Source organism: Nocardioides lacusdianchii (assembly GCF_020102855.1).
Taxonomy (GTDB): Bacteria; Actinomycetota; Actinomycetes; order Propionibacteriales; family Nocardioidaceae; genus Nocardioides; species Nocardioides lacusdianchii.
The window spans coordinates 134,534-161,517 of the sequence record NZ_JADHZD010000003.1; the positions used below are offsets into that span (position 1 = coordinate 134,534).

General features: G+C 71.1%; 24 protein-coding genes. 12 read left to right on the forward strand and 12 right to left on the reverse strand.

Translation table 11 applies throughout. From position 1 onward, the window contains the following. Positions 1-13 precede the first annotated feature (13 nt). A complete protein-coding gene (gene glpX, locus IRX98_RS05260; protein ID WP_224274472.1) occupies positions 14-1,018 on the forward strand; it encodes a class II fructose-bisphosphatase in 1,005 nt (334 codons plus the stop codon). Here glpX and IRX98_RS05265 read toward each other — a convergent pair. Beyond that, entirely contained in the window at positions 983-1,816 is an 834-nt protein-coding gene (locus tag IRX98_RS05265) for an alpha/beta fold hydrolase (RefSeq protein WP_224274475.1), read from the reverse strand. The genes glpX and IRX98_RS05265 overlap by 36 nt on opposite strands. Positions 1,817-1,907: 91 nt before the next feature. On the opposite strand from IRX98_RS05265, the gene IRX98_RS05270 reads away from it, so the two are divergent. Beyond that, positions 1,908-2,831, forward strand: a complete 924-nt coding sequence (locus IRX98_RS05270) for an alpha/beta fold hydrolase (RefSeq protein ID WP_224274477.1) — start codon at positions 1,908-1,910, stop codon at positions 2,829-2,831. 67 nt (positions 2,832-2,898) lie between these two features. On the opposite strand, the gene galK is transcribed toward IRX98_RS05270, so the two are convergent. Next, complete coding sequence (galK, locus tag IRX98_RS05275) at positions 2,899-4,011, reverse strand: galactokinase (protein WP_224274479.1); 1,113 nt, start codon at positions 4,009-4,011, stop codon at positions 2,899-2,901. Between the two features lie 165 nt (positions 4,012-4,176). On the opposite strand from galK, the gene IRX98_RS05280 reads away from it, so the two are divergent. The 4 genes from IRX98_RS05280 to IRX98_RS05295 are packed head-to-tail and all read left to right on the forward strand — an operon-like array spanning position 4,177 to position 8,492. Further along, a complete protein-coding gene (locus tag IRX98_RS05280; protein ID WP_224274481.1) occupies positions 4,177-5,415 on the forward strand; it encodes an extracellular solute-binding protein in 1,239 nt (412 codons plus the stop codon). Beyond that, positions 5,412-6,377 (forward strand): carbohydrate ABC transporter permease, encoded by a 966-nt coding sequence (locus IRX98_RS22535; protein WP_224274482.1) that lies wholly within the window; start codon positions 5,412-5,414, stop codon positions 6,375-6,377. Before IRX98_RS05280 ends, IRX98_RS22535 begins: the two co-directional genes overlap by 4 nt. After that, positions 6,377-7,219 carry a carbohydrate ABC transporter permease gene (locus IRX98_RS05290; protein ID WP_224274483.1) on the forward strand — a complete coding sequence of 281 codons (843 nt, stop codon included), beginning with the start codon at positions 6,377-6,379 and terminating at the stop codon, positions 7,217-7,219. The genes IRX98_RS22535 and IRX98_RS05290 overlap by 1 nt, the downstream gene beginning before the upstream one ends. A gap of 7 nt (positions 7,220-7,226) precedes the next feature. Further along, complete coding sequence (locus IRX98_RS05295; RefSeq protein WP_224274484.1) at positions 7,227-8,492, forward strand: ABC transporter ATP-binding protein; 1,266 nt, start codon at positions 7,227-7,229, stop codon at positions 8,490-8,492. Positions 8,493-8,610: 118 nt separating this feature from the next. Here the strand turns inward: IRX98_RS05295 and IRX98_RS05300 are convergent, their stop codons facing one another. Further along, a complete protein-coding gene (locus tag IRX98_RS05300; protein WP_372456033.1) occupies positions 8,611-10,239 on the reverse strand; it encodes an alpha-amylase family glycosyl hydrolase in 1,629 nt (542 codons plus the stop codon). Between the two features lie 309 nt (positions 10,240-10,548). Beyond that, a complete protein-coding gene (locus tag IRX98_RS05305) occupies positions 10,549-11,634 on the reverse strand; it encodes an ABC transporter ATP-binding protein (RefSeq protein WP_224274486.1) in 1,086 nt (361 codons plus the stop codon). Positions 11,635-11,946: 312 nt separating this feature from the next. On the opposite strand from IRX98_RS05305, the gene IRX98_RS05310 reads away from it, so the two are divergent. The 3 genes from IRX98_RS05310 (at position 11,947) to IRX98_RS05320 (ending at position 15,327) form a co-directional block, all read left to right on the forward strand. After that, positions 11,947-13,326 carry an ABC transporter substrate-binding protein gene (locus IRX98_RS05310; RefSeq protein ID WP_224274488.1) on the forward strand — a complete coding sequence of 460 codons (1,380 nt, stop codon included), beginning with the start codon at positions 11,947-11,949 and terminating at the stop codon, positions 13,324-13,326. Between the two features lie 70 nt (positions 13,327-13,396). Continuing rightward, positions 13,397-14,383, forward strand: coding sequence for a carbohydrate ABC transporter permease (locus IRX98_RS05315; protein ID WP_224274490.1), 987 nt, complete (start codon positions 13,397-13,399; stop codon positions 14,381-14,383). Then, a complete protein-coding gene (locus IRX98_RS05320) occupies positions 14,380-15,327 on the forward strand; it encodes a carbohydrate ABC transporter permease (protein ID WP_224274492.1) in 948 nt (315 codons plus the stop codon). The genes IRX98_RS05315 and IRX98_RS05320 overlap by 4 nt, the downstream gene beginning before the upstream one ends. On the opposite strand, the gene IRX98_RS05325 is transcribed toward IRX98_RS05320, so the two are convergent. Beyond that, on the reverse strand, positions 15,317-16,699 hold the full coding sequence (locus IRX98_RS05325) for a GH1 family beta-glucosidase (RefSeq protein ID WP_224274494.1): 1,383 nt from the start codon (positions 16,697-16,699) through the stop codon (positions 15,317-15,319). The genes IRX98_RS05320 and IRX98_RS05325 overlap by 11 nt on opposite strands. A gap of 38 nt (positions 16,700-16,737) precedes the next feature. On the opposite strand from IRX98_RS05325, the gene IRX98_RS05330 reads away from it, so the two are divergent. Continuing rightward, positions 16,738-17,814, forward strand: a complete 1,077-nt coding sequence (locus IRX98_RS05330) for a LacI family DNA-binding transcriptional regulator (RefSeq protein ID WP_224274496.1) — start codon at positions 16,738-16,740, stop codon at positions 17,812-17,814. A 4-nt stretch (positions 17,815-17,818) separates the two neighbouring features. On the opposite strand, the gene IRX98_RS05335 is transcribed toward IRX98_RS05330, so the two are convergent. Genes IRX98_RS05335 through IRX98_RS05345 form a run of 3 tightly spaced genes read right to left on the reverse strand, consistent with a single transcriptional unit; the run spans position 17,819 to position 21,358 of the window. Beyond that, complete coding sequence (locus tag IRX98_RS05335) at positions 17,819-18,466, reverse strand: DUF1707 SHOCT-like domain-containing protein (protein ID WP_224274499.1); 648 nt, start codon at positions 18,464-18,466, stop codon at positions 17,819-17,821. 46 nt (positions 18,467-18,512) lie between these two features. Further along, a complete protein-coding gene (locus tag IRX98_RS05340; RefSeq protein WP_224274501.1) occupies positions 18,513-20,213 on the reverse strand; it encodes a CapA family protein in 1,701 nt (566 codons plus the stop codon). A 56-nt stretch (positions 20,214-20,269) separates the two neighbouring features. Next, on the reverse strand, positions 20,270-21,358 hold the full coding sequence (locus IRX98_RS05345) for a flavin-containing monooxygenase (RefSeq protein ID WP_224274504.1): 1,089 nt from the start codon (positions 21,356-21,358) through the stop codon (positions 20,270-20,272). A gap of 47 nt (positions 21,359-21,405) precedes the next feature. On the opposite strand from IRX98_RS05345, the gene IRX98_RS05350 reads away from it, so the two are divergent. Continuing rightward, the gene (locus tag IRX98_RS05350; RefSeq protein WP_224274506.1) at positions 21,406-22,167 is read left to right on the forward strand and encodes an isocitrate lyase/PEP mutase family protein; all 762 of its coding nucleotides are present in this window, start codon (positions 21,406-21,408) and stop codon (positions 22,165-22,167) included. Here IRX98_RS05350 and IRX98_RS05355 read toward each other — a convergent pair whose 3' ends face one another. From IRX98_RS05355 to IRX98_RS05370, 4 genes are all read right to left on the reverse strand, one after another. After that, positions 22,168-23,217 carry an ABC transporter ATP-binding protein gene (locus tag IRX98_RS05355; protein WP_224274508.1) on the reverse strand — a complete coding sequence of 350 codons (1,050 nt, stop codon included), beginning with the start codon at positions 23,215-23,217 and terminating at the stop codon, positions 22,168-22,170. Beyond that, positions 23,214-24,008, reverse strand: a complete 795-nt coding sequence (locus IRX98_RS05360; protein WP_224274511.1) for an ABC transporter permease — start codon at positions 24,006-24,008, stop codon at positions 23,214-23,216. The genes IRX98_RS05355 and IRX98_RS05360 overlap by 4 nt, the downstream gene beginning before the upstream one ends. After that, complete coding sequence (locus IRX98_RS22540) at positions 24,005-24,766, reverse strand: ABC transporter permease (protein ID WP_224274513.1); 762 nt, start codon at positions 24,764-24,766, stop codon at positions 24,005-24,007. The genes IRX98_RS05360 and IRX98_RS22540 overlap by 4 nt, the downstream gene beginning before the upstream one ends. A 116-nt stretch (positions 24,767-24,882) precedes the next feature. Then, positions 24,883-26,007: an ABC transporter substrate-binding protein gene (locus IRX98_RS05370; protein WP_224274515.1), complete on the reverse strand. Its 1,125-nt coding sequence runs from the start codon at positions 26,005-26,007 to the stop codon at positions 24,883-24,885. A 249-nt stretch (positions 26,008-26,256) separates the two neighbouring features. Between IRX98_RS05370 and IRX98_RS05375 the strand changes: the two genes are divergently transcribed. After that, positions 26,257-26,982, forward strand: coding sequence for a PLD nuclease N-terminal domain-containing protein (locus IRX98_RS05375; protein ID WP_224274518.1), 726 nt, complete (start codon positions 26,257-26,259; stop codon positions 26,980-26,982). Positions 26,983-26,984: the final 2 nt, after the last annotated feature.

The following is a 26,984-nucleotide window of genomic DNA, read 5'->3' on the forward strand; positions in this document are numbered from 1 at the left end:
TAACATGCGCGCCATGAGCCCCTCTGCAGGCAAGCCCGACCGCAACCTCGCCCTCGAGCTGGTGCGGGTCACCGAGGCGGCCGCCATGGCCGCGGGCCGCTGGGTGGGTCGCGGCGACAAGAACGACGCCGACGGCGTGGCGGTCGAGGCGATGCGCGAGATGATCTCGACGATCGGCATGCGCGGCACCGTCGTGATCGGCGAGGGCGAGAAGGACAACGCCCCGATGCTCTTCAACGGCGAGGAGGTCGGCGACGGCACCGGCCCCGAGTGCGACGTCGCGGTCGACCCGATCGACGGCACCACGCTGACCGCCAAGGGCATGAACAACGCCATCGCGGTGCTCGCGGTGTCGCCGCGCGGCACGATGTACGACCCCAGCGCGGTCTTCTACATGGACAAGCTGGTCACCGGGCCCGAGGCCGCGGACGTCGTCGACATCCGCCTGCCGGTGAAGGAGAACATCGCCCGCGTGGCGAAGGCCAAGGGCCTGTCGATCCACGACGTCACCGTCGTGCTGCTCGACCGCCCGCGCCACGCCCGGCTGGTGGAGGACATCCGCGAGACCGGTGCGCGCATCAAGTACATCACCGACGGCGACGTGGCCGGCGCGATCATGGCAGCCCGCCCCGACACCGGCGTCGACCTGATGCTCGGCGTCGGTGGCACCCCGGAGGGCATCATCGCGGCCTGCGCGATGAAGTGCATCGGCGGCAAGATCCAGGGCAAGCTCTGGCCGCAGGACGACGACGAACGCCAGCGCGCGCTGGACGCCGGGCACAACCTCGACGCCGACTTCGTGCTGGGCACCGACGACCTCGTGACCGGGGACGACGCCTTCTTCGTGGCCACCGGCATCACCGACGGCGAGCTGATGCGCGGCGTGCGCTACCGCGGCGAGGGCGTCACGACGCACTCGCTGGTGATGCGCTCGCGCAGCGGGACGGTGCGCGAGATCACCGCGGAGCACCGGCTCTCGAAGCTACGCGATCTCTCCACGATCGACTTCGACAACTGACGGCGCGCTGACCGGTCGCAGCGCGACCGCGACCGCGGCGATCACCACCGGGTCGAAGGCCATCCCCACGTGGGACGAGCGCACCTCGACCGCGACGGCCGCGGGGTCGACGCACGCGCGCCAGTCGACGATGCCGTCGCGGCGCGAGAAGATCGCGGTGAAGTCGACGTCGGCCCCCAGCACCGCGCGCGCCTGCTCGAAGCTCTCCTGAGCGCAGTGGCCGGCGACGCAGTCCTCGGCCATCAGGTTGCGCAGGCCGGCGCGGTTGAGCCGCACCAGGAGGTCGACGCTCCGCGCCAGCGACGCGTGGTGCGCGCCGGGAGCGAGCATCGGGCTGCCCATGGTCACGATCCCGGACACGAGGTCGGGGCGCCGGGCCGCGACGCCGCGCGCGAGCATGCCGCCGAGGCTGTGGCCCACGACGCGCACGCGCGAGCCACGGCGCTGGGAGATCTCCTCCAGCCGCTCCTCGAGCTGGGCCGCGGCCGCCAGGGTGCACCCCACGTTGGCGCGGATGTCGGCGCGGTAGGTGCGGAAGCCTGCGTGGCGCAGGGTGCGGCTCATCGGCGCGAGCGAGGAGTCGCCGGCCAGGAACCCCGGGACCAGCAGCACCGGCTCGCCGACGCGCACCGGGCGCGAGCCGTAGGGCGTACGACGCCGGGCGCCGCGGGTCGTGAGGGCCTGGACGGCGTAGCGCGAGGCCTCGGTGACCAGCGATCCCTCGCGCAGCACCGCTGCCACCGACGGCTGGGAGAAGCCTTCCGGTGTCAGGAACGACGCCACTGTGCGCTGGGTCACAATCATCGAACCTAGCCCAGACCCCGCAAGGAATGGGGGACGTGGGTCACTCTTCCCCCTGTTGGGGTGATGCGTCGTGTTCACTGGAGGCATGTCACCGCGTCGCCCCAGCACCGAGGATCCTTCCGTCTCGGCGGAGCTGTTCGCCCCCGTCGGCACCGAGGTCGAGCTGTGCTACCAGACCTTCGGCGACCCCGACGGCGAGCCGCTGCTGCTCGTGATGGGCCTCAGCGGGCCGATGACGTGGTGGGACGAGGTCTTCTGCGCCCACCTCGCCGCGGCCGGCTTCCACGTGGTGCGCTACGACAACCGCGACACCGGCCGCTCGTCGCGGATCAACGCCCCGGCCCGCCCGGACCAGCTGGTGAAGGCATTCGCCACCGGCCGGGCGACCACGCCGTACACGATGTCGGACCTGGCCGGCGACGCCGTCGCGCTGCTCGACCACCTCGGGCTGGAGTCCGCGCACCTCGTGGGCGTGTCGATGGGCGGGATGATCGCCCAGACCGTCGCCATCGAGCACACCGCCCGGGTGCGGTCGCTGACGAGCATCAGCTCCACGACGGGCCGCCGCACGGTCGGCTGGCAGCACCCCTCGCTCCTGCCGCGGCTCATCGCTCCCCGCAAGGCAGGACGCGACGCCTACGTCGAGAGCAGCCTGGTCATGTGGTCGCTGATCGGCTCCGCCGCCTACGCGTCCGACCCCGACGTGCTCCGCACCCGCGCCGAGGCCACCTTCGACCGCGGCGTCAGCGCCAGCGGCGCGGTGCGCCAGATGCTCGCGATCCTGACCCAGGACGACCGCACCCCGCGGCTGCGCAGCCTGCGGGTGCCGGCCCTGGTCATCCACGGGACGGCCGACAAGATGGTCCACGTCAGCGGTGGCCGTTCCACCGCCTCCGCGATCCCCGGAGCCGAGCTGCTGCTGGTCGACGGCATGGGCCACGACCTGCCGGCGGAGCTGTTCGAAACGTTCGTCGAGGCGATCGCGCGGACGGCCGACCGGGCGTCCTGACCCTCGAGGGATCCCCGGACATCCGGGGATCCTGGAGGTTCCAGTGCGAAGTTTCGGGGGCGAGGCTTCAGTTTCCCCGGATATCCGGGGAGAGCGACCGCGCCCCGGCCGCCGGCGCCGCGGTGAACAGCGCCGGCTCGCCGAAGCCGGCCTCGGCGAAGGCACGGCGTACGCCGTCAGCGGCCGCGTCGAGGAGCGTGTCGGGCACCAGGCCGATCACGCAGCCGCCGAACCCGCCGCCGGTCATCCGGGCGCCGAGCGCCCCCGACTCGTGGAGGGCGTCGACGGCCGTGTCGACCTCGGGCACGGTGATGCGGAAGTCGTCGCGCATCGAGACGTGGGAGGCGCTCAGCAGAGGGCCGAGGTCCTCCACCCGGCCCTCGCGCAGCACCTCGACTGCCGCGAGGACGCGGTCGTCCTCCGTCACCACGTGGCGCACGAAGCGACGCAGCTCGTCGTCGTTCAGCTCGGCCAGCGCGGCGTCGAGGTCGGCGGCGGTCACGTCGCGCAGCGCCGGCACGCCGAGGCGGCGCGCGGCCTCCTCGCAGCCGTCGCGGCGCGCGGCGTACTCCCCGTCGGCGTGGCGGTGAGGCGCCCGGGTGTCGACGACCAGCACGGCGAGCCCGGAGGCCGCGGGGTCGAAGGGCACGGCCTGCGAGGTGAGGTCGCGCATGTCGCAGAAGAGCACGTGACCGGCCTCCCCGCGCAGGCTGGCGAGCTGGTCCATCCCGCCGGTGGGAGCGCCGACGGCGTCGTTCTCGACCCGCCGGCTCAGGGCCAGCCGGCCGTCGGGGCCGAGGTCGAGCGCTAGGTGGTCGTCGAGCGCGCACACGACCGAGCAGACCAGCGCCGCCGACGACGACAGACCGGCACCGGTCGGGACGTCGGAGTCGACATCGATGCGCAGCGGCGGGACGACCACGCCGTCGTCGTGGAGCAGCCACAGCGCACCCAGGACGTACGCCGCCCAGTCCGGCACGGACTCCCGGTCAGCCAGGCCGGAGGGGCGCACGACCACGTCGCCCGGAGCCTGTGCGGAGGAGACCGCCCAGCCGTCGGGCGCGTCGGTGACCGTGGCGGTGCAGCCGGCCTCCAGGGCGAAGGGCAGGACGAAGCCGTCGTTGTAGTCGGTGTGCTCACCGATGAGGTTGATGCGTCCGGGCGCGATCCAGCGACTCACGACAGGTCCTTCCGGGGGCTCATGCGAAGGGCGGTGGTGCGGTTGCCAAACACTAGCGCCAGCCGCTAGACCAGTGACCGGAGTCACTCATGAGGAGGACGCATGGCATCCCGATCCACGACCCGCACACGAGGTCGACCAGGAGCGAGGCGGATCGGAGGGTCGATGGCCGCGCTCGCGCTCGCGAGCAGCCTGCTCGCCGCGTGCGGCGGCGACAGCGGCACGCCCGAGCTGGTCTGGTACATCAACCCGGACAGCGGAGGGCAGGACGCGGTCGCCGAGAAGTGCTCGACCGACGACTACACGATCTCCACGCAGGTGCTGCCCCAGGACGCCGGCCAGCAGCGCATCCAGCTGGCCCGTCGCCTCGCGGCCAAGGACCCCGAGATCGACCTGATGTCGCTCGACCCGCCCTTCACCGCGGAGTTCGCCGACGCCGGCTTCCTCGCCGAGGTGCCGCAGGACGCACGTGAGCAGCTCGAGCAGCAGGGCACCTTCCAGGGCGCCCTCGACGCCGCCACCTGGAACGACAAGCTCGTGGTCTTCCCGTTCTGGTCCAACACGCAGGTCCTCTGGTACCGCAAGTCCTTCGTGGAGAAGGCCGGCATCGACATGTCGCAGCCCGTCACGTGGGACCAGATCATCGACGCCGCCAGCGAGAACGGCGGCAAGATCGGCGTGCAGGCCAACAAGTACGAGGGCTACGTCGTGTGGATCAACGCGCTCGTCGAGGGCGCGGGCGGCACGATCCTGGAGAACCCCGAGGAGGGCGTCGACGCCGAGATCACCCTCGGCGACGAGGCCGGCCAGAAGGCGGCGGGCATCATCGAGAAGCTCGCCTCCTCCGAGGCGGCCCCGGCCGACCTGAGCGTGTCCAACGAGGGCACCGCCGGCTCGACCTTCGGCTCCGACCAGGGCTCGTTCCTGGTCAACTGGACCTACATCTTCAAGAACTACGACGAGACCGCCCCGGACGTGGCCAAGGACATCGGCTACACCCGTTACCCGCAGACGGTCGAGGGCGAGGAGTCCCGCCCGCCCTACGGTGGCATCGGGATCGGCGTCAGCGCCTACTCCGACGACCAGGAGCTCGCCCTCGAGGCGGCCCAGTGCCTGGTCGACCCGGAGAGCCAGGGCATCAACGCCGACCTGACCGGCAACATGCCGGCCAGCACGGAGGGCTACGAGTACGAGGCCCTCCAGGAGACGTTCCCGGCGGACCTGCTCGAGCTCTTCCAGACGAGCGTCGACGCGGCCGCGCCGCGCACCGTGACGCCCTACTGGAGCGACGTGTCGGGCTCCATCCAGAACATCTGGCACCCGCCGCGGTCCGTCGACGACGAGACCCCCGAGCGGTCGACCACGTTCATCGAGGACGTACTGAAGGGGGGTGACCTGCTGTGAGCACCGCCGTGGCACCCGAGACCGAGAAGTCCGGCAAGGACCACCGCAAGGGCAGCAAGCCGGTGGTCAGCGACCGCACGTCGGCGGAGAACCGGCTCGGGCTCAAGCTCGTCGCGCCGGCCGTCGTGCTCATGCTGCTCGTCACCGCCTACCCGATGCTGCAGGCGCTCTACCTGTCGCTGTTCCGCTACCGGCTCACCGCGCCGGACGACCGGGCGTTCGTGGGCGTCGACAACTACCTCACGATCCTCAGCGACGACCAGTTCTGGCTCAGCACCGGCACCACGGTGCTGATCATGGTCGTCACCGTGGCCGTCGAGCTCGTCATCGGCTTCGCGTTCGCGATGGTGATGCACCGCATCGTCTTCGCCCGCGGGCTCATGCGGACCTCGATCCTCATCCCCTACGGCATCATCACGGTCGTCTCGGCCTTCGCCTGGCAGTTCGCGTTCTCGCTCAACAACGGTTTCGTCAACGCGTGGTTCAGCTGGCTGCCGTGGATCGCCGAGGACACCAACTGGTTCGGTGACTACTGGCACGCGATGTTCGCGATCATGGTCTCGGAGATCTGGAAGACCACGCCGTTCATGGCGCTGCTGCTGCTGGCCGGGCTGGCGCAGGTCAGCGAGGACATGCTCGAGGCCGCCAAGGTCGACGGCGCCACCTGGTGGCAGCGGCTGACCAAGGTGATCCTGCCCAACATGCGCGCGGCGATCATGGTGGCGGTGCTCTTCCGTGCCCTCGACGCCTACCGCATCTTCGACAACATCTTCGTGATGACCAAGGGCGCGGAGGGGACGCAGTCGATCTCGTTCCTCACCTACCGCCAGGTCATCGAGCAGATGCAGCTGGGCCTCGGCTCGGCGATGTCGGTGCTGCTGTTCCTGTCCGTGCTGCTCCTGGCATGGCTGATCGTGAAGCTGTTCCGGGTCGACCTGGCCCAGGCGAGGGGTGAGGGCTGATGGCAGGCAACACGAGCGGCAAGACCGCTGTCGGCACCTGGATCGGGTTCGCCCTGATCATGCTGTGGTGCCTGTTCCCGGTGGCGTGGATCATCTCGCTGTCCTTCAAGTCCGAGGGCGAGACGGCCGCGGGCAGCGCGCAGTTCCTGCCCAAGGAGCCGACCTTCGACAACTACAAGGCGATCATCGACAACCCCGACTTCACCCGGGCGCTGATCAACTCGTTCGGCATCTCGCTGATCGCGACGCTGCTGTCGGTCATCTTCGCCACGCTGGCGGCGTACGCCATCGCCCGCCTGGAGTTCAAGGGCAAGCGCCTGGTGCTCTCCCTCGCCCTCGCGATCGCGATGTTCCCGGTCGTGGCGCTGGTGGGTCCGCTCTTCGACATGTGGACCACGTTCGGGCTCTTCAACACCTGGCCCGGCCTGGTCATCCCCTACATGTCGTTCACGCTGCCGCTGGCGATCTGGACCCTCTCCGCCTTCTTCCGCGAGATCCCGTGGGAGATGGAGCAGGCCGCCCAGGTCGACGGCGCCACGTCGTGGCAGGCCTTCCGCAAGGTCATCGTCCCGCTCGCCGCACCCGGCGTCTTCACCGCGGCGATCCTGACCTTCTTCTTCGCGTGGAACGAGTTCGTCCTCGCGATCTCGCTCACCTCCACCACGTCCTCGCGGACGGTGCCGGCACAGATGTCGTTCTTCGTCGGACCCGACCCGTTCAACCCGCCGTACGCGCAGCTCGCGACGGCGTCGGTCATCGTCACACTGCCGGTGATCGTCATCGTCCTGCTGTTCCAGCGCAAGATCGTCGCCGGCCTCACCTCCGGCGCAGTGAAGGGGTGATCAGCTCATGGCTGCCATCGAGATGAAGAACATCGTCAAGCAGTACGGCGACGGCTTCCCCGCCGTCAACGACGTGAGCATCGACGTGGAGGACGGCGAGTTCCTGATCCTCGTCGGGCCCTCGGGCTGCGGGAAGTCCACGCTCCTGCGGATGATCGTGGGCCTGGAGGACATCACCGACGGAGACATGATGATCGGCGGCAAGAAGGTCAACGACCTCGCCCCGCGCGACCGCAACCTGTCGATGGTGTTCCAGAACTACGCGCTCTACCCCCACCTCACCGTCTACGAGAACATCGCGTTCCCGCTGCGGCTGGCCAACAAGTCGGACTCCGAGGTCGACGAGAAGGTGCGCGAGGCATCCAAGACGCTCGAGCTCGACGAGCACCTCGAGCGCAAGCCCGGCAACCTGTCGGGCGGCCAGCGCCAGCGCGTGGCGATGGGGCGGGCGATCGTGCGCGACGCGGAGGCGTTCCTCTTCGACGAGCCGCTGTCCAACCTCGACGCCAAGCTCCGCGGGCAGATGCGCACCGAGATCTCCCGGCTCCAGAAGCGCCTGGGCATCACCACGGTCTACGTCACCCACGACCAGACCGAGGCGATGACGCTGGGCGACCGGGTCGCGGTGCTCAAGCGTGGCGTGCTCCAGCAGCACGCCACGCCGCGCGAGCTCTACGAGAACCCCGCCAACCTCTTCGTCGCCGGCTTCATCGGCTCCCCGCCGATGAACTTCCTGCCCGCGAAGGTCGACGGCAACCGCGTCGAGCTGCCGTTCGGCACGGTGACGATCCCCGAGGAGCGAGCCGCGAAGGCCCAGGGCAAGGGCCTGCTGATCGCGGGCATCCGACCCGACCACTTCGAGGACGCCTCGGTCGTGGACGCCGACAAGGTCACCGACGAGGCGACCTTCAAGGCCACCGTCGACGTGGTGGAGTGGCTCGGCAACGAGGCCTACGCCTACATCCCCTTCGAGGCACCGGACGAAGTGCGCGAGCAGCTCACCCAGCTCGAGAAGGACCTCGACGGCGAGTCGCTGCGCACGCAGCTGGTGGTCTCCCTCGACGGTGCCAGCCGGATCGCCGAGGGCGACGAGGCCACGATCTGGGTCGATGCCCGCAAGATCCACCTCTTCGACCCGGCCACCGGTGAGAACCTCACCATCGACAGCGACAACGCCGGCATCATCCCCGGCGGCAACGCGATGGCGAAGGCCGAGGAGGTCGGGCACGCCCAGGACGAGGTCAAGCCGGCCTCGGACCAGGCCACCACCTGACCTGACCTGACCTGACCCGCACCACGCACGTCCGGCCCCGCAGGTCGGCGCGGAACCGGGGCCCCGCGAGCACTGCTCGCGGGGCCCCGCCAGGTCAGGAGCCGTGTCAGTAGGCGCTTCAGGATTCGGCGTGCAGCCAGGCCGCGGCGTACGGCGCGAGTCGTACGGCACCGTCGTGCACCGACGGCGCCGCACCCGTCAGCGCGTCGCGCAGGTCGTCGGGGTCGAGGCCGAGCCACAGCAGGACGTCGGCGGCCACCCAGGCCTCCTCGCCCGACACGTTGTGCGCGGCCAGCAGGGGGCCGTCGGGATGGCGGCGCACGACCAGCAGCACCCGCGGGTCGCGGGGGTCCCAGATCTCGGTGGGCAAGGCGGCGTGCAGGTGCGGCAGGCTCGCGCGTACGCCGAGCAGGTGCCGCAGCCCGGCCGTGACGCCGTGCGGGTCCTTCCCCGCCGCGACGACCTCCCACGGCATCCGGGGACGGTGGACCCAGCGGTTGTCGTCGGCATGGGCGGGGTCGTCGGCCCAGCCGGCGTCGTTGAGCAGGCCGATCTCGTCGCCCATCCAGACCACCGGGATGCCCCCGAAGGAGCACACGACGGCGTAGGCCAGCAGGATCCGCGCCGCCGCGCCCGGATCGCCGGCCTCGAGCCCCGCGAGGGACGCGGTGCTGCCGGAGATGCGCCGATCGCCGGTCGCCTCGTTGTGCTGGAAGACCAGGCCGCGCGCCCACGATCCGGGGAACGACCCGTTGTACCAGTCGGACAGGAAGCGGCGGTGCGCGGAGGGGTCGATGCCGACCGCGCGGGCGTCATCGTCGGCGATCGCCCAGCCGATGTCGTCGTGGCACCGGACGTAGGTGATCCAGGCGGTGGTGGACGGCGGCTGCGGCAGCTGCTGGAGGGCGTGGGTCGCCAGCCCCACCTCCCCCGAGGCGAGCATCGACCAGATCTGGACCATCAGCCCGTTGTGGTAGGCCAGGTCGCTCACCCGACCGGCGTGCTCGCCGACGCCGAGGTAGGCCGGGAGGTCCGCCGGGCCGACGATCGCCTCGGCCTTGAAGGCCACGGCGGGCGCGGCCACCCGGGCCACCGTGCGCAGCGCCCGGGTCAGCTCGTGCACCTCCGGCTGGTTCTGGCAGTCGGTGCCCAGCCGCTTCCACAGGAACGCGATCGCGTCGAGCCGGAACACCTCGACGCCCACGTTGGCCAGGGCCAGGATGATGTCGGCGAACTCGCACAGCACGGCGGGGTTCGACCAGTCGAGGTCCCACTGGTAGTCGTTGAAGGTGGTCCACACCCAGGCGTCGAGCTCGTCGTCGAAGGTGAAGTTGCCGGGCGCGAAGTCGGGGAAGACCTCCGGCAGCGTGGCCTCGTAGGCATCGGGCACCGCACGGTCCTCGTGGACGTGGAAGTAGGCGCGCCGGTCCCGGTCGCCGGCGCGCGCCGCCGCGGCCCACGCGTGCTCACGGGCCACGTGGTTGAGCACCAGGTCCAGGCACAGGCTGATTCCCTCGGCGCGCAGCGTCGTGGTGAGCGCGCGCAGGTCGTCGACGTCACCGAGGTCGGGGCGCACGGAGCGGTAGTCCATGACGGCGTAGCCGCCGTCGTTGGGTGCCGGGCGGGGCGTCAGCAGCGGCATCAGGTGGAGGTAGCCCACCCCGAGGTCGCGGAGGTACGCCGCCCGCTCACCGACCCCACGGAGGGTGCCGGCGAAGCGGTCGGCATAGGCGGCGTAGCCGACCATCGAGGGTCGCTGGAACCAGTCCGGCTCGCGCAGGCGCAGGTCGTCGAGCGCGCGCAGGTCGTCGGGGCGCTCGGCGTGGGCCGCACGCGCGATCGCGACGAGGCGCTCGGCGACGTCTGGCGCGGCGTCGCCGTAGACACGCTCGAGCGTGGCGCGGAGGTCGGGCAGGTGGGCCTCGAGCCGGGCGGCGAAGCCCGGGTCGGGACCCGGGTCACGGGAGGTCACGTGGGTGGAGGGGACGCGCTGTGCGATGGCGCCGGGTCGCGGCGCGCGGGTCGGTCGGACCCGCGCGCCACGGACCGGGGACGCTCAGTCGGACAGGCGCTCACCGGTCTCGGTGTCGAAAGCGTGGACGTGCTCGGGGTCCGTGGTGACGTGCAGGATCTCGCCCTTCTGCGGGTGGTGGCGCCCGGCGATCCGGACGATCACGTTGGAGGGCACGCCCTCCACGTCGCACGTGCCGTAGACGAAGCTGTCGGCGCCGAGCTCCTCCACGACCGTGACCTTGACGGGCAGACCGCCCTCCTCGGCCGTGACCAGGCGCCAGTTCTCGGGGCGTACGCCGACCGTGACGCGGCCCTTCATCTTGCGCTCGGCGGTCGGGTCGACCGGCACGGCGTAGCCGCCGACCTTGACGGTGCCGTCCTCGGCAGCGATGCCCTCGAGGAGGTTCATCTGCGGCGAGCCGATGAAGCCGGCGACGAAGAGGTTGGCGGGCTTGTCGTAGAGCTTGAGCGGGGTGTCGACCTGCTGCAGCACGCCGAGCTTCATGACGGCCACGCGGTCGCCCATCGTCATCGCCTCGACCTGGTCGTGGGTGACGTAGACGGTGGTGACGCCGAGGTCCTGCTGGAGGCGGGCGATGTCGGTGCGGGTCTGCACGCGCATCTTCGCGTCGAGGTTGGACAGCGGCTCGTCCATGCAGAAGACCTGCGGGGCGCGGACGATCGCGCGACCCATCGCCACGCGCTGGCGCTGACCACCGGAGAGGGCCTTGGGCTTGCGCTGGAGGAACTCGGTCAGGCCGAGGATCTCCGCTGCCTTGGCCACGCGCTGCTTGCGCTCCTCGGCGGGGACCTTGGCCATCTTGAGCGAGAACGCCATGTTCTCCTCGACCGACATGTGCGGGTAGAGGGCGTAGTTCTGGAACACCATCGCGATGTCGCGGTCCTTGGGCGGGACGTTGGTGACGTCGCGGTCACCGATGTAGATCTGCCCGTCGTTGACCTCCTCGAGGCCGGCGAGCATGCGCAGGGTGGTGGACTTGCCGCAGCCCGACGGGCCGACGAGCACCATGAACTCGCCGTCCTTGATCTCGAGGCTGATGCCGGGGACTGCCGGCTCGTCGGCCCCGGGATACCACCGCTGGGCCTTGTCGAACGTCACTGATGCCATAGCTGTTCTTCTCCTTCACCGGCAGGTACGTGCCGGACGATCCGAGTGGAAGGTGTGCTGCGGACGCGCGTGATGCGTGTCACACAGGTCGACACTCTAGCCTTCTGCGGCGACGCCGTCACCGGCAGCCGTCCGGCGGACGCCCACTGGTCCAGAGTTACCCAACCGTGACCCGAGCCACCGTTGACGAAACTGTGCGCAAACGTTTTCATCTTCGTGATGGGTGTCACACCAGTGGCGGTCATCGCACCCGGATTGACGCGCCAGGCACCTCACCAGCCGTGGCCGCACCCAAGGAGAGGGAAACGTCGAATGAAGAACCAACGGACCCGCAAGGGACTGGCCACCATCGCGGTCATCGCGATGTCGAGCCTCGGACTCGCAGCCTGCGCCGACGACAGTGGCGACGGTGGCGGCGGCGAGGTCAGCGGAGAAGCTCCCGGCGCCGGCCAGGCCGAGTGCGCCCAGCTCGAGCAGTTCGGAGACCTCACCGGCAAGGAGGTGAGCGTCTACACCTCGATCATCGCGCCCGAGGATGCGGTCCACAAGGAGTCCTACAAGGTCTTCGAGGAGTGCACCGGCGCCACCGTGGCCTACGAGGGCTCCTCGGAGTTCGAGGCCCAGCTCGTCGTGCGCGTGCAGGGCGGCAACGCCCCCGACATCGCCTACATCCCGCAGCCCGGCCTGCTGCAGACCCTGGTCCGTGACACCGACGCCGTCGTGGAGGCGCCCGACCCGGTCTCGGAGAACGTGGACGAGTTCTTCGGCGAGGACTGGAAGTCCTACGGAACGGTCGACGACACCTTCTACGCCGCTCCGCTCGGCGCCAACGTGAAGTCGTTCGTCTGGTACTCCCCCGGCCAGTTCGAGGAGAACGGCTGGGAGGTCCCGGAGACGTGGGACGACATGCTCGCGCTCTCCGACGACATGGTCGACGCGGGCGTCAAGCCCTGGTGCGCCGGCATCGAGTCCGGTGACGCGACCGGGTGGCCGACCACCGATTGGCTCGAGGACGCCGTCCTGCGCGACGCAGGCCCCGACGTCTACGACCAGTGGGTCAACCACGAGATCCCCTTCAACGACCCGGCCATCGTCGAGTCGCTCGACCGCGTCGGCGGCATCCTCAAGAACGCCGACTACGTCAACGGCGGCATCGGCGACGTGAAGTCGATCGCGACCACCGCGTTCCAGGAGGGCGGCCTGCCGATCCTCGACGGTGAGTGCGGCCTGCACCGCCAGGCGTCCTTCTACGCCGCCCAGTGGCCCGAGGGCACCGACGTGTCGGAGAACGGCGACGTGTTCGCCTTCTACCTCCCGACCACCAGCGACGAGTTCGGCACCCCCGTCCTCGGCGGCGGCGAGTTCGTGGCGGCGTTCTCGGACCGCACCGAGGTCCAGGCGTTCCAGACCTACCTGTCCTCCGACGTGTGGGCCAACGAGAAGGCCATCGCCACCCCGGGCGGATGGGTGAGCGCCAACACCGGGCTCGACATCGCCAACCTGAAGAGCCCGATCGACCAGCTCTCCGCGGAGATCCTCCAGGACCCCGAGGCGGTCTTCCGCTTCGACGGTTCGGACCAGATGCCGGGTGCTGTCGGTGCCGGTTCGTTCTGGTCGGAGATGACCAACTGGATCACGGGTGCTGACACCCAGACCACCCTCGACAACATCGAGGACTCCTGGCCCAGCTGACCAGGCGAGCGGGGCGCCCGGGCCGAGGCCCGGGCGCCCCGTTCTCCCTCCCCCGAACCAGGAGGTCCGGATGACATCCACTGACAAGCTCGTCCAGATGGCGATCGCCGTCGTGCTCTTCTTCGCCGTGACCGGCCTGATCCTGGTCCTCACCGCCCGGCTGCGCTCGCGCAACGGCGAGCGGGTCCAGGCCGCCGCCTTCATCGCCCCCTCGCTGCTGCTGATCGCCGTGGGACTGCTCTACCCCGCGGCCGGCACCATCTACCAGTCCTTCTTCGGCTCGTCCTACCAACCGATCCTCGGTGGCGAGGGCGGCAACTTCGTCGGACTGGACAACTACCGCACGATCTTCACCAACGGTGACCTGCTCCAGGTCCTCCAGAACACTGCCCTGTGGGTGGTGCTCACGCCGCTGGTCGCGACGACCATCGGCCTGGTCTACGCGGTCCTCATCGACCGGTCGCGCTTCGAGAAGTTCGCCAAGGCGCTGATCTTCCTGCCGATGGCGATCTCGCTGGTCGGTGCGTCGATCATCTGGAAGTTCATGTACGACTACAAGGGCTCCGACCAGGACCAGATCGGCGTCCTCAACGCGATGCTCAAGGCGGTCGGCTTCGACACCTACCGCTTCCTGCTCACCGAGCCGTGGAACACGCTGTTCCTCATCGTGATCATCGTCTGGGTCCAGGCGGGCTTCGCGATGACGATCCTGTCGGCGGCGATCAAGGCGATCCCGGACGACATCGTCGAGGCGGCCAAGCTCGACGGGGTCAACGGGCTCAAGCTCTTCCGCTACATCACGGTCCCGAGCATCCGACCGTCGCTCATCGTCGTGCTCACCACGATCAGCATCACCACGCTCAAGGTGTTCGACATCGTCCGCACCGCCACGGGTGGTCAGTTCGGCACGAGCGTCCTGGCCTACGAGTTCTACGTCCAGAGCTTCCGCTCCTTCGACTTCGGCCTGGGTGCGGCGCTCGCGACGCTGATCTTCGTCCTCGTGACGCCGATCGTCGTCTACAACATCCGTCAGATGCGTCGACTGGAGGCACGATGACCACCACGACACCCACGGCTCCGCAGGCCGGGCTCAAGACCGCTCCCCCCAAGAGCGCGAGCAGCGCGGCCCGGGAGAGCCTCTCCGGACGCTGGGCCTCGGCCGCCGCGATCGTCATCGCGATCGTGTGGACCCTGCCCACGTTCGGCCTCCTGGTCTCCTCGTTCCGTCCGGAGGGAGAGGTCAAGACCAACGGCTGGTGGAACGCGCTCACCGACCCGCAGTTCACGCTCGACTCCTACCGGCAGGTCATCAGCGGTGCGGACATCGACCTGGCGACCTACATGATCAACTCGGTGGTCATCACGATCCCCGCGGTCCTGATCCCGATCAGCCTGGCCGTGATGGCGGCGTACGCCTTCGCGTGGATCCCGTTCAAGGGACGCGACACGCTCTTCGTCGCGGTCTTCGCGCTGCAGATCGTCCCCATCCAGGTGACGATGATCCCGTTGCTGCGGCTCTACGTGGACCCGCCGTTCAACCTGATGCCGCTGGCGGGCAACGATGCCCCTGGCGGCGGCTTCTACACCGTGTGGCTCTCGCACACGATCTTCGCGCTGCCGCTCGCGATCTTCCTGCTGCACAACTTCATGCGCGAGATCCCCGGGGAACTGATCGAGTCCGCCCGCGTCGACGGCGCCGGGCACGTGCAGATCTTCTCCAAGATCATGCTCCCGCTGATGACGCCCGCGATCGCGGCGTTCGGCATCTTCCAGTTCCTGTGGGTCTGGAACGACCTCCTGGTCGCGCTCGTCTTCGCCGGCGGCAACCCGTCGGTGTCCCCGTTGACGGTGCGCCTGGCGGCCCTGGCCGGCCAGCGGGGCGAGGACTGGCACCTGCTCTCGGCAGGAGCGTTCGTCTCCCTGGTGGTCCCGCTGATCGTGTTCCTGTCGCTGCAGCGCTACTTCGTGCGCGGCCTGCTGGCCGGCAGCGTCAAGGGGTGAGCAGGCCGGCGGCGCCACGCCCCTGAGCGGGCGCCGCCACCTGCTCGGCGAACCAGTGGTAGGACGCCTTGGGCGTCCGCGTGAGAGACGGAGAGGACCGGTCGACGTGCACCAGACCGAACTTCTTGGCGTACCCCTCGGCCCACTCGAAGTTGTCGAGGAGGGTCCACACGAAGTAGCCGCGCACGTCGGCGCCGGCCTCCCGCGCACGGTCCACCGCGGCCAGGTGGCCGCGGAGGTAGTCGATGCGGTCGGTGTCCTCGACCCGGCCGTCGACGACCTCGGCGTCCGCGCACGCGGCGCCGTTCTCAGTGATGACCAGCGGCAGCCCGGTGCGGCGGTGGGTCTCGACCAGCAGCTCCTCGAGGCCGCGGGGCTCGACCTCCCAGCCGATGTCGGTGCGCGGCTCGCGCACCACCAGGTCGAGCCGCTCGACGCCGGGGTAGGCACCCTGCTCGGGGTGCTCGCCCTCGCCGGTCCCCAGGGCCGGACGGATCGGCGTGTAGTAGTTGATGCCGAGCCAGTCTGCGGAGCCCTTGATCGCGTCGAGGTCGCCGGGGCGGACGAGCTCGGGGTCGGACAGGACGGGCGCGATCGCGAGCAGGCGCTCGTCGTACGCCCCGTCGACCAGCGGCCCCAGCCAGACGCGGTTGCGGATCGCGTCGACGCCGTCGGCGACGTCCGCGGCCTCGGGCGTCTCCGGCCAGACGGGCGCCAGGTTGAGCACGATCCCGACGTGCGCGCCCGGCAGCGCCTCGCGGGCCCAGGCGTGACCCAGCAGCAGGTGGTGGGCGGCCCGGTGCCCGGCTGCGCCCTCACGGCGACCCGGCGCGTGCACGCCTGCGGCGTAGCCGAGGTAGGCCGCGCACCACGGCTCGTTGTGGGTCGCCCACGACGTCACCCGGTCACCGAGGCGCTGGTGCACCACACCGGCGTACTCGACGAACGCCTCCGCGGTGCTGCGCGCGAGCCAGCCGCCCTCGTCCTCCAGTGCCTGCGGCAGGTCCCAGTGGTAGAGCGTGGCCACCGGCTCGACACCGGCCTCCAGCAGCCCGTCGACGAGACGCTCGTAGTAGTCCAGCCCGCGCGTCTCCACGCGGCCCCGTCCCTCGGGCAGGATGCGCGGCCACGCCAGGGAGAAGCGGTAGGCATCCACGCCCAGGCCGCGGATCAGGGCGATGTCGTCCTCGACGCGGTGGTAGGAGTCGCAGGCCTCGGCGCCGTCGTCGCCGCCCACGACCCGGCCGGGCTCGGCGGTGAAGGTGTCCCAGATCGACGGGCCGCGGCCGTCCTCGACCACCGCCCCCTCGATCTGGTACGACGCCGTGGCGACGCCGAGCGAGAGCGGGGACGGGGTGGTGGGCGTGGTCACGCTCACACTCTAGTGGCGCCGCGGAAGGGCGGACGCTGATGCCCGAAGAGCCCGATCCCGCCCCCGGGATGCACACCAGTCACGTCAACATGGCCGACGTCGCGCGTCGGGCGGGGGTGTCCATCGCCACCGTCTCACGCGCCCTGCGCGGCCTGCCCGGCGTCAGTCCGCGCACCCGCAGCCGGGTGCTGTCCACGGTCGAGGAGCTCGACTACGTCGTCTCCCCCGCCGCGTCCTCGCTGCGCGGCGCGACGCGTCGGGTGGCGGTCGTGCTGCCCCGCCTCGACAGCTGGTTCTCCTCCACGATGCTCGCCACTGTCGAGTCGACGCTGCGCCAGGCCGACCTCGACGTGCTCGTCTACCAGGTCGGCACCGAGGAGAAGCGCAGCCACTTCTTCCGCGACCTGCCGACCCGCCGCAAGGTCGACGCGGTCGTGCTGATCACGCTGCCCATCCGGGCCGACGAGGAGGAACGGCTCGACCTGATGGGCGTCGAGGTAGTGGTCGCGGGGTCGCGGCTGCGCGACTTCCCCTCGGTCAGCGTCGACGACGTGGCGATCGGCCGGGAGGCGGTCGAGCACCTCGTCGCGCTGGGCCACACCCGCATCGGCATGATCCGCACCAGCGACACCGACGGTGCCACGTGGGCCAGCGACGCCCACCGGCGCGCCGGCTTCCTCGAGGCGCTCGCGCACCACGGCCTGCCGCTCGACCCCGCGCTCGTGGTGACGGCCGCGTATGGCGTCGACGCGGGCGCCGTGGGCATGGAGCAGCTGCTAGCGCTCCCCGACCCGCCGACCGCGGTCTTCTGCTACTCCGACGACATCGCCGTGGCCGCGACCACCACGCTGCGCAGTCACGGACTGCGCGTAGCGGACGACGTGTCCCTGATCGGCGTCGACGGGCACGAGCTCGGCGCGCTGTTCGACATCACGACCATCGACCAGCACGTGGTCGACCAGGCGCGGGCGGCGAGCACGATGGTGCTCGACCTCCTCGCCGGCCACCACCTGGCCCAGGACCGGGTCACGCTGCCCACGCACCTGGTGGTGCGCGGGTCCACCGCGGCGCCGGCGCGCTCGCGCAGGCGGACCCGTCAGCAGGTCCCCCACTAGCTCCTCAGTAGGTGCCGAGGTACTTGCGGGGCGTACCGGGCGCGGGCAGGCGCTGCACCTGCACCGAGCCCATGAGCGCGACGCCGCGCACCCGCACGGTCGGCGAGTCGGGACCCACCGCGGCCGGCACCCGGTCCTTGCCCTGGCCGTAGTCGCCCATGATCGGCGTGCCGTCGACGACGACGTGCATGTGCGCGGGGACCAGGATCTTCACGTCGCCCATGATCGCGCTGGCGTTGATCTGGATGTGCGGCCCGGCGAGGATCGCCTCGCGCAGGTCCAGCGTCACGCTGCCCATCAGCGAGAACGCCGAGTGGTGCTCCGGCACGTGCCACACGCCGCGGCGCGTGCAGTCGCCCATGATCGCCGTCGACGAGGTGTGGCCGACAGCGGGCACCCCGGACGGCGTACGCCGCACGGGAGCGCCGGCCGGCGGCGTGACCGGTCCGGCGGCCTGGAGGTCGAGGGTGATCGGCACCAGCTCGCCGTACGTCTTGGCGGCGAAGGTCAGCTCCAGCCGCTCCTCGAGCTCGTCGAGGTCGAGGCGACCCTCGCCCGCCGCGTCGCGCAGCACGTCCGCGACGCGCTGGCGGTCGGCGTCGGAGATGCGCATCTGCGACGGGTCGTGCGGGCGGTTCTCGATCTCCCCCATGACGGTCAGGATAGCGAGGCCGCTCGGAGCTGCTCCGTGACAGTCGTCAGGGAGCCGCGAAGTGCTGGTAGTCCTTCGAGCTGACCCAGTAGCCGCCCCACTCCCAGCCGATGCGGTCGAAGGCCTTCACCACCAGGTCCTCGTTCTTGATCACGCCGAGCCGGAAGGGGGCCGAGCGGCTCCGGTCGATCCCGACGTACGGGCGACCGGCGGGTGGATCGACGCGTCCCGCCCGGACGTAGGGGTTCTGGACGGGGTTGATGTCGATCGACTCGCCGTAGGCGTGCTGCGACCAGTTGGTCTGCCCCGCGACGCGGCGGCAGTTGAAGCCCGACGTGTTGTTCGCCGCCATCGACAGGTCGTCGTCGGCGCGGTAGTCGTCGACGAGCCGCATCCGCGCGATCGGCCAGCCTGCGGCGTACAGACGACCGAAGAGCCCGCGCACCTGACCGGCGAAGCGTCGGTGGACGACCATCTCGCCGGTGCGGGCGCGGCCGTCGAAGTCGCGGTGCGTCATCTGCAGGTAGCGCAGGTCGCGCAGCGGCACCGGACAGCCGGGCCGGTGGCTGCGTCGCATCCGCTGGGCGAGGTCGGCGTCGATCCGGCTGACCGACGACTCGTACGCCGGGTCGTCCGCCTGCGCGTCACCACGCTCGGCGGCGAGACCGGTGCAGCGCTGGCGCGCGCGGAAGTCCGCGACGGCCTGCGCGCGGTCTGCTCCCGTCACCGGCACCGGTCGGCCGTCGACCGGCGAGATCCGGGCGGGCGTCCACGACTTCGCGACCACGCCGTCGGCGTCGAGGGTCACCGACAGCACGCCGGTCTGGGCCTGGCGATCGTGGTACCAGACGAAATTGCCCAGGCCGTACGCCACGAGCGCGTCACCTGCCCAGCCGGCACCGCCGAGGACGTGCGAGTGGCTGCCCACCACCACGTCGGCGCCGGCGTCGGCGAGGTCGCGGGCGAGCAGGCGCTGCGAGTGGGTGGGGCACGACTCGTACTCCTTGCCCCAGTGGAGGTAGACCACGACGAGCTGGTCCTGCGCCGATGCGGCCTCGACCGCGGAGACCAGCGCGGCGGCGTTGCTCCCGCGGGCGGAGGCGGTGCCGAGGGCGCCCGGGCGGGCCGACCACACGTCGCTGGATCCCTCGCGCTGGACCCCGTCGGCGGCGAGGAACGCGACCTCCAGGTCGCCCACCCCGACGACGTGCGGGGCGTACGCCGCGGCGCCCCTACCGGCGCCCACCATCGCGATGCCGCCCTGCCGCCCGGCGGCAAGGGTGTCCTGGAGCCCGACGGCTCCGTAGTCGCCGGCGTGGTTGTTGGCGACGCTGACGACGTCGACACCAGCCGCGTCCAGCACGTCGATGGCCCGCGGGCCGGTGCGGAACCAGTAGCGGTCGCCGGCGAACTCGAGCTCCTTGGGGTCCTGGCTCCCGCGCTGGGTCACGGGCGTCTCGAGGTTGACCATCGCGACGTCGGCGGCGCGCAGCGTCCGTCCGATCGCACCCAGACCCTCGCGCGGACGCTCGAGGAGCTGCGCCACCCCTCCCTCGAAGTGGACGTCACCACCGAACGCCAGGGTGACCTCGCCCTCGCGGACCGGCTGGGCGGTGGCGGTGCTGCTCGTCGTGGGATCGGACGGTTCGGCCCGGTCGCCCGGGGCGCCAGCGGGCGCGGAGGTGCAGGCGGAGGCGACGAGAGCGCAGGCCACCGCCGCTGCACGGTGACGCCCCCGTCCCTTCATTCCTCGAGTGTGCCCCACGGGTGGTGAAGGTTTGTCCAGCCTTGCCCGACTCGAGGTCAGGCGGCGACCGCGGCCAGGTGCCGCGAGACCGCGAGGGCCGCCTGGCGACCCGCCCGGGAGGCGCCGACGGTGCTGGCCGAGGGGCCGTAGCCGACCAGCTGCACCCGCGGGTCCCGCACGGCAGTCGTCGCGCCCTGGACGTTGCCGCGCACCGGCTCGAGGGCGATCCCGCCCTCGTGCGAGCGCAGGCCCAGCGGCGCGAGGTGGTCGAGCGCGGGACGGAACCCGGTGGCCCACACGATCGCGTCGACGGCCTCGAAGCGGCCGTCTGCCCAGCGGACGCCGTCGGCCTCGATGCGCGCGAACACCGGCAGCCGGTCGTACGCCCCGAGCTGGGCCGCCTCCTGCTCCTGGGGCCGCAGCGCCAGCCCGGTCACGCTGACCACGCTCGCCGGCGGCAGCCCACGGCGTACGCGCTCCTCGACCGCGGTCACCGCGGCGAGCCCGGCTTCGGCGTCGAAGCCCTCGCGCCACACCGGCTCGCGCCGCGTGACCCAGATTGTGTCGGCCACCGGCGCGAGCTCACCGAGGTGCTGCACCGCGGACGCGCCACCACCCACGACCAGCACCCGGCGGCCGCGGAAGTGCGCGGGCCCGGGGTAGTCCGCGGTGTGCACCTGCTCCCCCGCGAACGTGTCGATGCCCGGGTAGTAGGGCACGAACGGCCGGGTCCAGGTGCCGCTCGCGTTGACCAGGGTGCGGGTGCGCCACTCCCCGCGGTCGGTCCGCACGACCAGCAGGTCACCCTCGCTGTCGACACGATCGACGCGCACCGGCCGCACCACCGGCAGGTCGTGGCGTCGCTCGTAGTCGTCGAAGTAGTCCGGCACGACGACGTTGGCCGGCAGCCGTGAGACCCGCGGCGCCTCGGAGCCGGGCAGGTCCGCGACACCGTGCACGTCGTCCATGCCGAGCGACTCCCAGCGGTGCTGCCACGCGCCCCCGGCACGGGGGTTGGCGTCGAGCACCCGGTGCTCGATCCCGCGACGTCGCAGGAAGTACGACGACGCGAGGCCGGCCTGGCCGGCGCCGACGACGAGCGAGTCCCAGACCTCCACGCCGGTTGAACGCGCGACCCGCAGCATCTATGCCCGCCCTGTTCTCGCGCCCAGCACCGTGGGAGCCTCGGGACATGGACACCGCCACTCGCGCCACCACCCTGCTCGAGCTCCACCACACCGGCTCCACGCTGGTCCTGCCCAACGTCTGGGACGCCTGGTCGGCCCGCGTCGTCGCCGACGCCGGCTTCGCCGCCCTGAGCATCGGCAGCCACCCGCTCGCCGACTCGCGCGGGCAGGGCGACAACGAGGACATGACGATCGACGACGCCCTCGACGGCGTACGCCGCATCTGCTCCGCGGTGCCCGACGTGCCGGTCACCGCGGACATGGAGGCCGGCTACGGCGTCCCACCCGCCGAGCTGGTCGAGCGCCTGCTCGAGGCCGGGGCCGTCGGCCTCAACGTCGAGGACACCGTGCACTCCGAGGGCGGTCGGCTGCGGTCGGTCGCCGAGCACGCCGACTACATCGGCGGGCTGCGCCAGGCGGCCGACGCGGCAGGGGTCGACCTCGTGATCAACGCCCGCACGGACGCCTTCATCAAGGCCGAACGGTTCGAGGACCCGGTGGCCGAGGCGATCACCCGGATGCTGGCGTGCGAGGAGGCGGGCTCACGGTGCTCCTACCCCGTCGGTGCCCCGGACGCGCCCTCGCTCCAGCGGCTCCTGGACGCCCTGTCGGGTCCGGTGAACGTCATCGCCAACCCCCGCAAGGGCTCCGCCGCCGGATCGCTGGAGGACCTCCAGGTCATGGGCGTGCACCGGGTGACCTTCGGGCCGCTCCTGCAGAAGGAGCTCTCACCCGACCTCGCCGCCCTCGTCGCGCCCTGGAAGTAGTCAGGCCACGACCAGCACCGGCGTCGGCGCCACCTCGAGGCGTACGGCGTCGCCGGGCTGCAGCCGCAGCGCGTCCGAGCTGGCCAGCTGGGCGACGACGTCCGTCCCGTCGGCCAGGGTGCTGGTGACCCGCGACAGCGGGCCGAGGAACATCACGGTCGCCACGGTGGCCGTCCCCGCGGCGTCGGCCACGACCGACACCGACTCGGGACGGACGAGCGCGTGCCCCGCGCCCGTCGTCGATCCGGGCAGCACCGGCACCTCGCGTCCGAGCAGGGCGGCCACGCCGTCCCTGACCTCGGCCGGCAGCCGGTTGCTGAGTCCGACGAACTCCCCGACGAAGCGGCTGGCCGGGGCGGAGTAGAGCTCTGCGGGCGGGGCCAGCTGCTCGAGGCGACCGGCGTTCATCACCCCGACTCGGTCGGCGACGGCGAGCGCCTCCTCCTGGTCGTGGGTGACGAAGAGCGTCGTGGTCCCGACCTCGACCTGGACGCGCCGGATCTCGTCGCGCAGCTGCACGCGCACCTTGGCGTCGAGGGCCGAGAGCGGCTCGTCGAGCAGCAGCACCGACGGCTCGATCGCCAGCGCCCGGGCGAGCGCCACGCGCTGCTGCTGTCCCCCGGAGAGCTGGTGGGCGTAGCGGTCGGCGTGCTCGCCGAGGCCGACCAGGTCGAGCATGTCGCCGGCCCGCGTGCGCCGGGAGGCACCGTCGCGCCCGCGCATCTTGAGGCCGAAGGCGACGTTGTCGATCACCGTCATGTGCGGGAAGAGGCTGTAGGCCTGGAACACCATCCCCATGTCGCGCTTGCTGGCCGGCACCCGGGTCAGGTCCTTGCCGCCCACCGACACCGTGCCCGACGTGGCCCGGTCCAGGCCCGCGAGGATGCGGAGCGCGGTGGTCTTGCCGCAGCCCGACGGACCGAGCAGGGCGACGAGCTCGCCGGGGGCGAGGTCCAGGGTGAACCCGTCCAGCGCCTTCACGGGCCCGTAGACGCGGGTGAGGTCGGACAGCGCGACGGCGAGACCGTGCGACGAGGTGTGGTCGGTCATGAAGAGGCTCCTGGGTTGCGTCGGTGCCGGTCACGGCTGAGGAAGGTGAGGCCGACGAGCAGCGCGGACACCAGCAGCATCGAGGCCAGCGCGGCCGCCATGGCGGCGGGCCCGTTGCTCTTGTAGAGGGCGGCCATCGCCACCGGCAGCGTGTCGAATCGGAGCAGCGAGGCGAAGACGTACTCGCCGAGCACCAGGGCCACCGAGATGAAGGCGGCGCCGAGGATGCCGCCGGAGATGTTGGGCATGATGACCCGCACGACGACGGTGAACCAGCCCGCGCCGAGCGACCTGGCCGCCTCCGACAGCGTCGTGGCGTCGATCGCCGAGAGCGAGGCGTCGATGGCTCGGAACGAGTAGGGCAGCACCAGCACGACGTAGGCGAAGGTCAGCACCAGCGCGCTGTCGCCCAGCAGGTAGGTCACCCACGAGTAGACGTTGCCGATGCCCACCACGATCACGAGCGCCGGGATGGTCAGCGGCAGCAGGCACAGGAACTCGATCAGCTTCTTGGCGCGGGGCACGCGCAGCCGGACCCACACCATCGTCGGCACCAGCAGGGCGATCATCAGCACGACGGTGAGGAGCGCGAGCAGGAGCGAGGCGACGATGGAGGACCGCAGGTCCTCGTCGCGGAACATGAAGGTCCAGTTGTCCCACGTGCGCCCGGGGGCGCTGCCACGGACCTGGGTGGAGAAGTCGAACATCGCCAGCAGCGGCACGAAGAAGTAGGCCGCGAAGACCAGCAGCAGCACCGCGCGGGCGATCCGGAAGCTCCTCGACGGGGTCATCGCATCCACCTCGACGTACGCCGCAGCAGCAGGCTGTAGGCCACCATCACGACCGTGACCACGACGATCATCTCCAGCGCGAGCGCGAAGCCGACGTTGGCCTGGCCCAGGATGACCTCGCTGGTGATGGCCTGCCGGATCAGCAACGGCACGATGGGCTGGCCCTGGCTGACCAGGACCGCCGCCGTCGCGTAGGCGGCGAAGGCGTTGGCGAAGAGCAGCAGCAGCGCCCCGAGGAAGGCCGGCGTCAGCAGCGGGATGGCCACGTGGCGCCAGTAGGACCAGGTGCTCGCCCCGAGGTTCACCGCGGCCTCGCGCCACTGGGGGCGCAGTCCCTCGAAGGCGGGCGCGAGGACGATCACCATCAGTGGGATCTGGAAGTAGCAGTAGACGACGACCAGCCCCGGCAGGCCGAAGAGCCACCCCGAGCCGTAGAGATCGGCGCCGAAGAGGTCGCTGACGAGCTGCGTCACGATCCCGACCTGGCCGATCGTCGCGATCCAGGCGAAGGCGAGCACCACTCCCCCGAACTGGGCGAGGACGCCGCTCAGCGCGAGGGTGCCCCGGCGCAGCAGGCTGCGGGGAGGCAGGGAGACGACGAGGTAGGCGAGCACAGCGCCCAGCACCGCACCGAGGAGCGCCGTCGACGCCGAGAGGATCAGTGATCCCTTCAGCGCCGAGACGGCTGCCTCGCTGGTCAGGGCGTCGAGGTTGCCCAGCGTCAGCGCGCCGTCCTCGTCCTGGAACGCGCCGAGCACGACGGTGAGCGTCGGGACGACGAGGAAGACCAGGACGAAGACGAGGAACGGCAGGAGCGGGAGTGCGGGGGCGACGGCGAGCCGTCGTCCCCGCCCCTCACGGGTGGTCGGCGCGCTCAGCGGATGGCCTTGGACCAGTTCGCTGCGAGGTACTCGCCGGCCGTGACGGTCTGGTCGTCGGTCGGGACCACCGGGTCGCCGCTGACCTCGGGGAGAGCACCCCAGAGCTCGGCGTCGATCGTGCCGGCCTCGGCCATCGCGTCGCCGCGGACCGGGCGGGCGCCGCCCTCGAGCCACAGGTTCTGCCCCTCGTCGCTGTAGAGGAACTCCTGCCACAGCCGCGCCGCGGCCGGGTTCGGCGCGTCGGCGTTGATGGCCTGGAAGTAGTAGCCGGCGACGACGGCCTCCTCGGGCACGACGGTCCTCCACGTGTCGACGTTGGCCGCGGCGGCCGCACCGAGGTAGTCCCAGTCGATGACGACCGGCGTCGTGCCCTGCTCGATGGTGGTCGAGTCGGGGTCGACGGTGAGGAAGTTGCCGGCCTCCTTGAGCTCGGTGAAGAAGTCCACGCCGGGTGCGATGTCGTCGGCGGACCCGCCGTTGGCGATGGCCGCCATCATCACGCCGCTGAAGGCCGCGCCGGCCTGCGTCGGGTCACCGTTGAGGGCGACCTTGCCCTTGAACTCGGGCTCCAGCAGGTCGGACAACGACGTCACCTCGGGGACCACGGCCGAGTCGTAGCCGATCGACATGTAACCGCCGTAGTCGTTGACCCAGGCGCCGTCCGGGTCCTTGAACTCCTCGGGGATGTCGTCCCACGTCGCGACCTGATAGGGCGCGAACATGTCGGTGTTGGCGAGGGCGACCGACTGGCCGAGGTCGAAGACGTCGGGCGCGCGGTCGGTGCCGGCGAGCTCGTTGGCCGCGTTGATCTCATCCTGCGAGGCAGCGTCCGGCTGGGCGGAGTTGACCTCGATGTCGTACTTCTCCTCGAAGGTCGAGATCACCTCGCCGTAGTTGGCCCAGTCCGGCGGGAGGGCGATGACGTTGAGCTCGCCCTCGTCCTGGGCGGCCCGGACGAGCTCGTCCAGGCCACCGAAGTCCTCGGCCGAGGTGGCGGCTGCCGCGTCCACCCCGCTCTCGGTGGTGGTGTCGTTCTCCTGCTCGGGGGCGGCGCAGGCCGCCGCGGACATGAGCGTGGCCGTCGCAGTGAGCGAGACGATCATCTTGCGGGTGTTCATCGGACCTCCAGTGAGCATCTGCCGGGGATCGGCGGGGTGTGCCGCGCGGAGCCTCGTAGGTCCCGTCGGTCCGGAGGCTACTCCCGCGTGGCCGTCGCGCGTCCGACCGATGAACACTGGTCGCCAATTGCGCCGGTCCGGGCGCGCCGATCGGGCCCCGGCGGCGCCCCCTGCGCGCTACGCTGCCGCCGCGCCGGACCGTCGTCGGCGTCCGCGGCCCCGGAAGGGCCGACCTGCGGGGGCCCTGACATGCGGATCGTGCTGTTCCTCGTCCCACTCGTGCTGGGCATCTACTGCCTCGTCGACGCGATCACGAGTCGCGACGACCAGGTGCGCCACCTCCAGAAGACCTGGTGGGTCCTGCTGATCCTGTTCTTCCCCTTCGTGGGGTCGATCGCCTGGCTCGTCGCCGGCCGCCCGCAGCGCGGCCCACGCCACCACGGCCCCCACCAGCAGAGCGCGAGCGCCTACCCCGAGTACGACCGCCCCGGCCGGTTCGCGGCCGCCGACCCGGCCGCCGACGAGGAGTTCCTGCGCAAGGTGCGCGAGCGCGCGGAGAGCCAGCGGCGCACGGCGAAGCCGGAGCCGGCACCGGCTCCACCGGAGGTGGTCATCGACGAGGGCGTCCTGGACGCGGAGTCGGAGTCCTTCCTGGTCTCCAGCGCCGCGCCCGAGTCGGCCGTGGTGGCCGCCGTCAGGCGGGCCAACGACCGGTTCATGCTCGTGGACGAGCTCGGGCGGGAGCACGCGGACGGCGCGGCGCTCGACGCCGCGTTCGAGGCCCACGACGGGGAGGACCTCTACACCCCCAACTACACCGCAGAACCGATCGTGACCGACGCCGGCGTCCGCGGCTACGTCGACTGCAAGGGCGGGATCGATCCGGCCATGGGAGAGACGATGCGCCGGATCCTGCGCGAGGAGCTCAGGAAGCTCGGGGCGACCGTGCACGTGCGGGAGCACGACGGCACCTGAGC